This is a genomic window from Streptomyces swartbergensis (assembly GCF_002148965.1).
Taxonomy (GTDB): Bacteria; Actinomycetota; Actinomycetes; order Streptomycetales; family Streptomycetaceae; genus Streptomyces; species Streptomyces swartbergensis.
This window is the reverse complement of sequence record NZ_NGFN01000066.1, coordinates 17,577-28,425: the sequence shown is the minus strand read 5'-3', so window position 1 is coordinate 28,425 and position 10,849 is coordinate 17,577. Positions and strand designations below refer to the sequence as shown.

Sequence of the window (10,849 nt, the reverse complement as noted above, 5' to 3'; positions counted from 1 at the left end):
GCCCTGGTGCGCACCCGGGTGGTGCGGCCCCGGGTGGTGTGCGGCCGGCGACCAGCCGACGGCCGGTCCGTGCCCCGGCTGGTGGGGCGGCGGCAGCGGAGAACCCACTGCGTGCTGCATCCGGTGCCACTCCGTCTCGTACAGGCGATGGGCGCTGACAGCGGGGGCGGAACCCGCTGCTACCGAACGGTACCGCCCCCGGCCGGTGTTGTGTGAACGGCCGGGGGCGGCCCGAAGTGCCCGGCCCGTAAGGCGATTTCGGACGGAAGGCGCGCCTGGGTACTTACTGTCCGACTTCGCCGTACGCGGCGAGCAGCACGGCCGGGTCGGGTCCCTCCAGAACGGTGGGCTTGGCCAGGCCGTCGAGGACGATGAAGCGCAGCATGTCGCCGCGGGACTTCTTGTCGACCTTCATGTTCTCCAGCAGCTTGGGCCACTGGTCGTGCCGGTAGTGCAGCGGCAGCCCGACGGCTTCGAGGACGGTGCGGTGACGGTCGGCCGTGGCGTCGTCCAACCGGCCTGCCAACCGGCCGAGTTCGGCGGCGAAGTGCATGCCCACCGAGACCGCCGCGCCGTGCCGCCACTGGTAGCGCTCGTTCTTCTCGATGGCGTGGCCGAGCGTGTGGCCGTAGTTGAGGATCTCGCGCAGGCCCGACTCCTTCAGGTCGGACGACACCACGTCGGCCTTGACCCGGATGGAGCGCTCGATGAGCTCGGCGGTGTGCGGGCCGGCCGGGGTGCGGGCACCCTCGGGGTCGGACTCGATGAGGTCCAGGATCACCGGGTCGGCGATGAAACCGGCCTTGATGACCTCCGCGAGACCGGAGACGTAGTCGTTGACCGGCAGGGAGTCCAGCGCGGAGAGGTCGCAGAGCACACCCGCGGGCGGGTGGAAGGCACCGACCAGGTTCTTGCCCTCGGCGGTGTTGATGCCGGTCTTGCCGCCGACGGCCGCGTCGACCATGGCGAGCACGGTGGTCGGGATCGCGATCCAACGCACCCCGCGCAGCCAGGTGGCGGCCACGAACCCGGCCAGGTCCGTCGTCGCGCCGCCGCCGACACCGACGATGACGTCCGTCCGGGTGAACCCGGACTGGCCCAGCGCCTTCCAGCAGTAGGCGGCGACCTCGGCGGTCTTGGCCTCCTCGGCGTTGGGCACCTGGATGGCGACCGCCTCGTAGCCCTGTCCGGCCAGGTCGGCGCGCAGGGCGTCACCGGTCTCGGCCAGTGCCTCGGGGTGGACGATCGCGACCCGCTTGGCCTTGTCACCGATCAACCCGGGCAGCTCGCCGAGGAGTTGCCGGCCCACGAGGACCTCATAGGGCTCGGTGCCCGCCGTGCCGCCGACCTGGATCCGGGTCACTGCCTCGCTCATGCTTCCTTCAACTCCAGTGCGTCCAGTGCGACTCGGGTGACCTCTTCGGGGGTGCGGCCGTCGGTGGCGACCACGACCGTGGCGACCCCCTCGTAGAGGTGCCGGCGGGCCTCCATCAGCTCGCGCCACTGCTTGCGCGGATTGATGGCGAGCAGCGGCCGGGCCGCGTTGAGACCGGTGCGCTTGACCGCCTCTTCGACGTCCATCGACAGGTACACCACGCGCTGCCCGGCGAGCAGCGCGCGCGTGTCCGGGTCGAGGACGGCGCCGCCGCCCAGTGCCAGCACACCGTCGTGCCCGGCCAGCGCCTCGCGCACGGCCTGCTTCTCGATCGCGCGGAAGGCGGACTCGCCCTCCTCGACGAAGATCTCGGCGATCGTCCGGCCCTGCGCGGCGACGATGTCGTCGTCGGTGTCCCGGTAGCCGGTCCCGAGCCGCTCGGCCAGCAGCTGACCGACGGTGGACTTGCCCACGCCCATCGGGCCGACCAGCACGATCAGGGGGCTCATCGGATGGCCAGGTTGTCGAGGTAGGACCGGACGTTGCGGCGGGTCTCGGCCACGTTGTCGCCGCCGAACTTCTCCGCGACCGCGTCCGCGAGGACGAGCGCGACCATCGCCTCGGCGACGATGCCGGCGGCCGGCACCGCGCACACGTCGGAACGCTGGTGGTGGGCGGCGGTGGCCTCGCCGGTGGCGACGTCCACCGTCTTCAGCGCCCGCGGCACGGTCGCGATCGGCTTCATCGCCGCCCGCACGCGCAGCAGCTCACCCGTGGACAGCCCGCCCTCGGTGCCGCCGGAGCGGCCGGTGGTCCGCTTGATGCCCTCGTCGGTCGAGACGATCTCGTCGTGCGCCTTGGAGCCGGGGACGCGGGCCAGGTCGAAGCCGTCGCCGACCTCGACTCCCTTGATCGCCTGGATGCCCATCAGGGCGGCGGCCAGGCGGGCGTCAAGGCGGCGGTCCCAGTGCACGTGCGAACCGAGGCCGACCGGCACCTCGTACGCCAGCACCTCGACCACGCCACCGAGGGTGTCGCCGTCCTTGTGGGCCTGGTCGATCTCGGCGACCATCGCCTTCGACGTGTCGGCGTCCAGGCAGCGCACCGGGTCCGCGTCCAGCTTCTCCACGTCCGCGGGCGTCGGGTACACGCCGTACGGCGCCTTCGCGGCCGCGAGTTCCACCACGTGGGAGACGATCTCGATCCCGGTCGTCTCCTTCAGGTACGACCGGGCCACCGCTCCGAGGGCCACCCGGGCCGCGGTCTCCCGCGCGGAGGCGCGCTCCAGGATCGGCCGGGCCTCGTCGAAGCCGTACTTCTGCATACCGGCGAGGTCGGCGTGGCCGGGCCGGGGCCGGGTCAGCGGCGCGTTGCGGGCGAGGCCGGCGAGGATCTCCGGGTCGACCGGGTCGGCCGCCATGACCTGTTCCCACTTCGGCCACTCGGTGTTGCCCACCATGATCGCGACCGGGGAGCCGAGGCTGAGGCCGTGCCGGACGCCGCCGAGGAAGGTGATCTCGTCCCGCTCGAACTTCATCCGGGCACCGCGTCCATAGCCCAGGCGCCGCCTCGCGAGATGGTCCGCCACCAGGTCCGTGGTGATCGGCACGCCGGCGGGAAGACCCTCCAGCGTCGCGACGAGTGCGGGACCGTGGGATTCCCCCGCGGTCAGCCAGCGCAACCTGCTCAACGGTGCTCCTCAGTGTTCGCGACCTGCTTACTGCCCAGCGTACGCAGGTCATCGCGTACGGCTACGGCCCGACCGGGTGCGCGGCCCCGTCCGGCACCACCGATCCTCCCATGCCGGGGGGACGACTCCGATCCGAGTCCGGCTGGCGGACAGCCGTGAGCCCACAAGAGCCCGCTGAGCTGGTAGGGCTGACACGTCAGCCCCGCCGAGCGGCCTCCCGCATCGCGGTGAGCGGCGACCGCGGGTCGCCGGTGAACTGCCGGAACTGGAACACCGCCTGGTGAACCAGCAGGTCGAGGCCGCTCAGCACCTGCCCGCCCCGCTCCTCCCAGGCCGCGGCGAGGGGCGTGGGCCAGGGCTCGTAGAGCACGTCGAACAGGGTGCCCACGCGCTCGGGCACCTGCCCGGCCAGCGCGTCCGTGCCCCCTGCGGGGGTCGTGGAGACGACCAGGGGCGCATCGAAGGCGCGGGCGGCGTCGGCCCAGTCGGCGGGCCGGACCCGGACGCCGAGCCGCTCGCCCCACTGCCGCATCTCCGCCGCGCGCCGTTCGCTGCGCACATACACGGCGACCTCGCCCGTGCAGATCCGGGCCAGTGCCGCGAGAGCCGAGGACGCGGTGGCCCCGGCGCCCAGGATCGCCGCGCTCTCCGTCTTCTCCACACCACGCTCGTGCAGCGCCGCCACCAGCCCGGGGATGTCGGTGTTGTCGCCGACCCGGCGTCCGTCCGGCCGGAACACCACGGTGTTGACCGCCTCCACCGAGGCGGCCGTGTCGGTGATCTCGTCGAGCAGCGGGATCACCGCCCGCTTCAGCGGCATGGTCAGCGACAGCCCGGCCCACTCGGGGCCGAGCCCGTCGAGGAACCCGGGCAGCGCGGCCTCGTCGATCTCGAACCGGTCGTACGACCAGTCGGCCAGCCCCAGCGCCCGGTACGCCGCGTTGTGCAGGCGCGGCGAGAGGGAGTGTGCGATCGGGGAGCCGAGAACGGCGGCTCGGCGTGGTGCGGCCATCAGGTCTTCCTCAGTCGTTCCGCGATCAGTTGTTCCGCGAGGCGTTGAACTTCTCGACCAGCTTCTGGTGCTCTGCGTTGGTCTTGGTGAACTCGCTGGTCTTGCCGTCCAGCGAGATGAAGTAGTACCAGCCGTCCTTCGTCGGGTTGAGGGCGCCCTTGAGCGCATCCTCGCCCGGGTTGTCGATCGGTCCGGGCGGCAGGCCCTTGTGGAAGTACGTGTTGTACGGGTTGTCGTAGTTCCGCAGCTCGCTCAGACTCAGATCGATCTTGCTCTGGTTCTTGATGTAGTTGTAGGTGGAGTCGAACTCCAGCATGCCGTTGGTCTGCGGATTCCCCGGCTTCATGCGGTTGTAGACGACCTCGGCCATCTTGCGGAAGTCGTCGTGGCTCGTGCCCTCGGCCTGGGCCAGGCTCGCGACGGTGATCAGCTGCCAGGGGTCTTCGAGTCCGAGGCTCTGGGCCTTCTTCTCCACGCCGAGCTTTTCGTACGTCTGGGTGGCCCGGGTCACCATGTCTTTCAGCACGTCCTCGGGCTTCTCACCCTTGGCGATGCCGTAGCTGGAGGGGTAGAGGAAGCCTTCCAGCGGGTCCTTGACGTTTTTGTGGTTCAGCGCCCAGTCGGGCAGTCCGAGCTTCTTCCAGTCCTTCTTGGCGACCTCGGCAGTGGTGCCGTCCTTGACCCCGAGCCGCTTGTCGATGAGCCGGTAGATGTCGGCGTTGCGCCTGCCCTCGGCGATGATCAGGTTGTCGCGGCTCTCCGGGCTGAGCATCAGTTCGACCGCACTGTCGGCCGACATTTGCTTTTGCAGCGTGTACACGCCGTCCTGGATGGTCTTGCCCTGCGGATTGCTCTCCTGGGCAGCGACGAACGCGTCGACGCTCTTGACGACCCCTGCGTCCTTCAGCACCTGGCCGATCTTGTAGCCGAGCGCTCCCTCGGGGATCTCGACGGACACCTCCTGCCCGTTGCCGTCACCCGCGTAGTCCGGCGCGTCGCCGAAACGATCCTGGAAGAACTGGTAGCCGAAGTAGCTGACACCCGCCAGGCCGCCGCCGAGGACCAGGACCACCACCAGGCAGGCCGTGCCGTTGCGGCGCTTCTTGGGCTTGCCGCCGCGTCCCCGCTGGTCGTCGCGTCGGCGGCGGTCCCCCGGCTCGTCGCCGTCGTCATCGTCGTCACCGCCCGCGAAGAAGGCGTGTTCGCCCTGGTCGGGGCCGGGATCCCAGTCGGTCTCCGGCTCCTGCTCGGCCCGCCGCCGCCCGGGGGGCTCCGGTGGCGGATAGGCCTCGGGCGTGCCGTAGTAGTCGGACTGACCCTGGCCGTAGGCACCGGTTTGCTGACCGTACGGGTCGGCCGGGTCGCCGGGGTACGCGACCTGCTGGTGCGGGCCGGTGGCCCAGCCGCCGTTGCCGTACTGCTGCTGGTGATACTGCTGGTCCTGCTGGTACCCCTGATCCTGACCCTGGTACCCCTGGCCCTGCTGGTGTCCTTGGTCCTGCTGGTAGCCCTGATCCTGACCCTGGTATCCCTGCCCCTGCTGGTGTCCCTGGTCCTGCTGGTACCCCTGGCCTTGCTGGTGTCCCTGGTTCCCCTGCTCCGGGTACTGCTGCTGCCCGTGGGCCTGTGCCGCGTACTGCTGCTGGTCGTACTGATACTGCTGCTGCTGCGCCTGACCGTATCCGGCCTGCTCACCGGTGCCCCAGTCGCCGTACTGCGACTGCTGCGGCTGCTCTGGATAGTGCTGCGGCTGGCCGCCGTAGGGGGACTGCTGGCCCTGCTGGGCCTGCTCTCCTCCCCATCCGCCGTCCCCGTACAACGGGTCCTCCGGATGCCACGGTTCGGAGCCTTGGCCCCGGCCATACTCAGTCATCGATCCCCTAGAGCCGCGAGGCGGCGGTCACGCGGCTTCCAGCTCGGCTCCCGTCCCGCCTCTTGCTGAGCGGTGGCTGTTCGAATGCCGCCGCATCGCGCGGAACGTTACCGTATCGCGATCAGATGACCACTTCGACGCCTTCGCCGGGTGCTTTACCTGACACCCGTTCGGATTCCAGCGCCTGTTGCAGGATGACCACCGCTGCCGCCTGGTCGATGACGGACCGCCCCTTCTTGGTCTTCACGCCCGAGGCGCGCAGTCCCTGACTGGCCGTCACCGTCGTCATGCGTTCGTCCAGGAGTCTCACCGGAACCGGGGCGATCATGCGTGCCAGTTCCTGGGCGAAGCCGCGGACCTTGACCGCGGCCGGGCCCTCGCCCCCCTTCAGGGAGCGCGGGAGACCGACCACGATCTCGATGGGCTCGTACTCCTCGACGAGTTGCTTCAACCGTCGCTGAGCTGCGGGGATGTCACGCCCGGGAACCGTCTCCACCGGGGTGGCGAGGATCCCGTCGGGGTCGCACGAGGCGACCCCGATGCGGGCGTCCCCGACGTCGATCGCGAGTCGACGCCCTCTGCGCATCTTCCAGACCCGTTTCTTACTTGGCCGTCTCGGCGACCAGGCGCTCGACGGCGTCCACGGCGTCGCCGATCGCGGCGGGGTTCTGGCCGCCGCCCTGGGCGACGTCCGGCTTGCCGCCACCGCCGCCGCCGAGGGTCTTGGCGGCCGTACGGACCAGGTCGCCGGCCTTCAGGCCGCGCTCGCGGGCGGCCTCGTTGGTGGCGATGACCGTCAGCGGCTTGCCGTTGGCCACCGTGAACAGGGCGACCACGGCGGCCCGGCCGCCCTGGATGCGTCCGCGCACGTCGAGCACCAGCTTGCGCAGGTCGTCGGCGGTCGTGCCGTCCGGGACCTGACCGGTCACGACGGCGACGCCACGGATGTCCTTGGCGGACTCGGCGAGGCCGGCGGCGGCCTGGAGGACCTTCTCGGCGCGGAACTTCTCGATCTCCTTCTCGGCGTCCTTCAGCTTGCCGAGCATGGCGGAGACCTTCTCCGGGAGCTCCTCCGGACGGCCCTTGATCAGCTCCTGGAGCTGGGCGACGACCGTGTGCTCCCGGGCGAGGAAGTTGTAGGCGTCGACGCCGACCAGGGCCTCGATACGGCGGACACCCGAGCCGATGGAGGACTCGCCGAGCAGCTTCACCAGGCCCAACTGGGCGGTGTTGTGCACGTGCGTGCCGCCGCACAGCTCCTTGGAGAAGTCGCCGATGGTGACCACACGGACGCGCTCGCCGTACTTCTCGCCGAACTCGGCGATGGCGCCCTGCTTCTTGGCCTCGTCGATGCCCATGACGTCGGCGCGGACGTCCAGGTCGCGGGCGAGTACCTCGTTGATCTTCTGCTCGACGTCGGTCATCACGGCCGTCGGGACGGCGGACGGGGAGCCGAAGTCGAAGCGGAAGCGGCCGGGCTGGTTCTCGGAACCGGCCTGGGCGGCCGTCGGGCCGAGGGCGTCGCGCAGGGCCTGGTGGGTCAGGTGGGTGGCCGAGTGGGCACGGGCGATGGCCTTGCGGCGGCGGTCGTCGATGGCCGCGTGGGCCTTGGCACCGACGGTGACCTCGCCGACCTGGACGACGCCCTTGTGCACGTAGACACCCGGGACCGGCTTCTGGCAGTCGCGGACCTCGATGACGGCACCGGAGTCGACCTTGATCTTGCCGGTGTCGCCGATCTGGCCGCCGCCCTCGGCGTAGAAGGGGGTGCGGTCGAGGACGATCTCGACCTCGTCGCCCTCGGTGGCGGCCGGGGAGGAGACGCCCTCGACCAGGATGCCGACGATCGTGGACTCGCCCTCGGTGTCGGTGTAGCCGATGAAGTCGGTGGCGCCGGCGCGGTCGGCGATCTCGCGGTAGGCGCCGAGGTCGGCGTGGCCGGTCTTCTTGGACTGGGCGTCGGCCTTGGCGCGCTCCCGCTGCTCCTTCATCAGGCGGCGGAAGCCCTCCTCGTCCACGGAGAGGCCCTGCTCGGCGGCCATCTCCAGGGTGAGGTCGATCGGGAAGCCCCAGGTGTCGTGGAGCAGGAAGGCCTTGTCGCCGGGCAGCACGGTGGAGCCGGCGGCCTTGGTGTCGCTGACGGCGGTGTCGAGGATGTTGGTGCCGGCCTTCAGCGTCTTGAGGAAGGCGTTCTCCTCGGCGACGGCGACCTTCTCGATCCGCTCGCGGTCGGTGATGAGCTCGGGGTACTGCTGGCCCATCACGCCGATGACGACGTCGATCAGGTCCCTGACGACCGGGCCGGTGGCGCCGAGCAGGCGCATGTTGCGGATGGCGCGGCGCATGATGCGGCGCAGCACGTAACCGCGACCCTCGTTGCCCGGGGTGACGCCGTCGCCGATGAGCATGGTGGCGGTGCGCATGTGGTCGGTGACCACGCGCAGGGACACGTCCGAGGCGTGGGCGTCGCCGTAGCGGACGCCGGTCAGCTCGGTGGCCTTGTCGATGACGGCCATCGAGGTGTCGATCTCGTACATGTTCTGCACGCCCTGCAGAATCATGGCGAGGCGCTCCAGGCCGAGGCCGGTGTCGATGTTCTTGCTGGGCAGGTCGCCGAGGATCGGGTAGTCCTTGCCCGGTCCCTCGCCCCGCTCGTACTGCATGAAGACGAGGTTCCAGATCTCCACGTACCGCTCGTCGTTGACGGCGGGGCCGCCCTCGGCGCCGAACTCGGGGCCGCGGTCGTAGTTGATCTCGGAGCAGGGGCCGCACGGGCCGGGGACGCCCATGTCCCAGTAGTTGTCCTTCTTGCCAAGGCGCTGGATGCGCTCCTTGGGCACGCCGACGACCTCGTGCCAGATGCGCTCGGCCTCGTCGTCGTCCTTGTAGACGGTGATCCACAGGCGCTCGGGGTCGAGGCCGTAACCGCCCTTGTCCTGGGGGCTGGTGAGCAGCTCCCAGGCGAGCTTGATGGCGCCTTCCTTGAAGTAGTCGCCGAAGGAGAAGTTGCCGCACATCTGGAAGAAGGTGCCGTGGCGCGTGGTCTTGCCGACCTCTTCGATGTCGGGCGTACGGACGCACTTCTGCACGCTCGTGGCGCGGCTGAAGGGCGGCTTGACCTCACCCAGGAAGTAGGGCTTGAAGGGCACCATGCCGGCCGGGACGAGGAGCAGAGTCGGGTCGTCCGCGATGAGCGACGCCGAAGGGACGACGGTGTGACCGCGCTCCTCGAAGAAGCTCAACCAGCGGCGGCGAATCTCAGCCGACTCCATCAGTGGTCCTCATTCCGGTTGTACGAGTTCTTCTTGTACGTGGACGACGTGCTGTCGATGACGTACGTCTTCGGCTCTGTGCGGTTCTCGATGGCGGCGTGCCGCCGGGGTGCTGGGAGTTCGGGATCGACGGGGGCGTTGAGCCCGAGCGCGTCGCCCAGTTCGGCCTCCCGCTGGGCCATGTTGTCGCGGACGTCGAGCGCGAAGTCGACCGCGCGGTCCTTGAGCCGGTGGCCGGCCTCGATCGCCTTGTTCCCCGCGGTTCTGGCGAGGCTCTCGGGCGTCAGCTGCTTCAGCTTCCGGTTGACCTTGGTGGTGGCCCACACTCCGGCGGCGACGCCGGTGGTGAACCAGAACGTACGGCGGAACATCGCTGGCTCTCAGTCCCTCTTCCCTCGGGCGCTGCGCCGAGAGACCGTGCGGCCCACGATCACGGCACGCCTCGGCGCCTTGCCGGGCACGTCCTCCTTGCGGCCGCCGAGGGCCCGGCGCACGCCGTAGCCGAAGGCGGCGACCTTGACCAGGGGGCCGCCGAAGGTGGAGGCGACGGTGGTCGACAGCGCGGAGGCGTTCGACGTGACCTCCTGGACGTCGGAGGCGATCGAGTCGACCCGGTCGATCTGGGTCTGCGCGGAGCGCACCGCCGCGGAGGCGTCGGCCAGCAGTGGGACGGCCTGATCGGTCACTTCCGCCACGAGCTTGGTGGTCGCCCTGAGCGTCTGGGCCAGCCTCGCCAGCGCGACGGCGAGGAAGGAGACCAGGATCGCCCAGAAGACAGCCACCAGGATTCCGGCCACCTCTCCACCGGACACTGTGTGCACCCGCTCCCTGAAAACGTGCCTGAACATCGAAAAAGTCGTGCGACGAGCCTATCGCGCCGGGGATGCGGCTCCGTACCGGATTACCGCCGGGGGACGGCGGATTCGCGAAAGCCCGCCGCCTCGCCCGCCCGGAGGGGCGGGGAGACGGCGGGCTGAAGTACCGCGTGCCTGCCGGGGATCAGCGGGCGTAGTACTCGACGACGAGCTGCTCGTCGCAGATCACCGGGATCTCCTTGCGGTTCGGCTCGCGGTCCAGGCGGAACGCCAGGGACTTGAGGTTCACCTGGAGGTAGCGCGGGATCTCACCGTCGGGGGCGAAGCCACCCTCACGAGCGATCGTGAAGAGGGTCTTCTCCTTGGAGCGCTCGCGGACCTGCACGACGTCGTCGGGACGGACACGGAAGGAGGGCTTGTCGACCTTCTTGCCGTTGACCGCGATGTGGCCGTGGACGACCATCTGGCGGGCCTGGTAGATCGTGCGGGCGATGCCCGAGCGCAGGACCAGGGCGTCGAGACGGCGCTCGAGCTCGATGATCAGGGCCTCACCGGTCTTGCCCTGGACCTTGGAGGCACGCTCGTAGGCGCGGACGAGCTGGCGCTCGGACACGTCGTACTGCGCGCGCAGGCGCTGCTTCTCGAGCAGACGGACCTTGTAGTCCGAGTTCTGCTTGCGGCCGCGGCCGTGCTCACCCGGCGGGTAGGGACGGGCCTCGAAGTACTTGACGGCCTTCGGGGTGAGCGCGATGCCGAGGGCACGCGACTTCTTGACCTTGGGGCGGGACTGGTTCGCCACTGCTTTCTCATTT

At 69.9% G+C, this 10,849-nt stretch carries 11 protein-coding genes; all 11 read right to left on the bottom strand.

The genetic code is table 11. The annotated features are described in order from the left end of the window. A partial coding sequence (locus CA983_RS47830) for a Pro-rich N-terminal domain-containing protein (RefSeq protein WP_244206862.1) occupies positions 1-120 on the bottom strand: 120 nt, incomplete at its 3' end. Positions 121-283: 163 nt separating this feature from the next. Then, a complete protein-coding gene (gene aroB, locus CA983_RS13590; RefSeq protein WP_086601152.1) occupies positions 284-1,375 on the bottom strand; it encodes a 3-dehydroquinate synthase in 1,092 nt (363 codons plus the stop codon). After that, the gene (locus tag CA983_RS13585; protein WP_086601151.1) at positions 1,372-1,884 is read right to left on the bottom strand and encodes a shikimate kinase; all 513 of its coding nucleotides are present in this window, start codon (positions 1,882-1,884) and stop codon (positions 1,372-1,374) included. Before CA983_RS13585 ends, aroB begins: the two co-directional genes overlap by 4 nt. Continuing rightward, positions 1,881-3,065, bottom strand: a complete 1,185-nt coding sequence (gene aroC, locus CA983_RS13580; RefSeq protein ID WP_086601150.1) for a chorismate synthase — start codon at positions 3,063-3,065, stop codon at positions 1,881-1,883. Before aroC ends, CA983_RS13585 begins: the two co-directional genes overlap by 4 nt. A gap of 196 nt (positions 3,066-3,261) precedes the next feature. Then, positions 3,262-4,077 (bottom strand): shikimate dehydrogenase, encoded by an 816-nt coding sequence (locus tag CA983_RS13575; RefSeq protein WP_086601149.1) that lies wholly within the window; start codon positions 4,075-4,077, stop codon positions 3,262-3,264. 25 nt (positions 4,078-4,102) lie between these two features. Continuing rightward, on the bottom strand, positions 4,103-5,950 hold the full coding sequence (gene mltG, locus CA983_RS13570) for an endolytic transglycosylase MltG (protein WP_086601148.1): 1,848 nt from the start codon (positions 5,948-5,950) through the stop codon (positions 4,103-4,105). A 121-nt stretch (positions 5,951-6,071) separates the two neighbouring features. Beyond that, positions 6,072-6,536, bottom strand: coding sequence for a Holliday junction resolvase RuvX (gene ruvX / locus CA983_RS13560; protein WP_086601147.1), 465 nt, complete (start codon positions 6,534-6,536; stop codon positions 6,072-6,074). Positions 6,537-6,552: 16 nt separating this feature from the next. Continuing rightward, entirely contained in the window at positions 6,553-9,222 is a 2,670-nt protein-coding gene (alaS, locus tag CA983_RS13555; protein WP_086601146.1) for an alanine--tRNA ligase, read from the bottom strand. Continuing rightward, positions 9,222-9,593, bottom strand: a complete 372-nt coding sequence (locus CA983_RS13550; protein ID WP_086601145.1) for a hypothetical protein — start codon at positions 9,591-9,593, stop codon at positions 9,222-9,224. The genes alaS and CA983_RS13550 overlap by 1 nt, the downstream gene beginning before the upstream one ends. A 9-nt stretch (positions 9,594-9,602) precedes the next feature. Further along, on the bottom strand, positions 9,603-10,043 hold the full coding sequence (locus CA983_RS13545) for a DUF948 domain-containing protein (protein WP_086601144.1): 441 nt from the start codon (positions 10,041-10,043) through the stop codon (positions 9,603-9,605). 178 nt (positions 10,044-10,221) lie between these two features. Beyond that, complete coding sequence (gene rpsD / locus CA983_RS13540; RefSeq protein WP_062925769.1) at positions 10,222-10,836, bottom strand: 30S ribosomal protein S4; 615 nt, start codon at positions 10,834-10,836, stop codon at positions 10,222-10,224. Between the last annotated feature and the right edge of the window lie 13 nt (positions 10,837-10,849).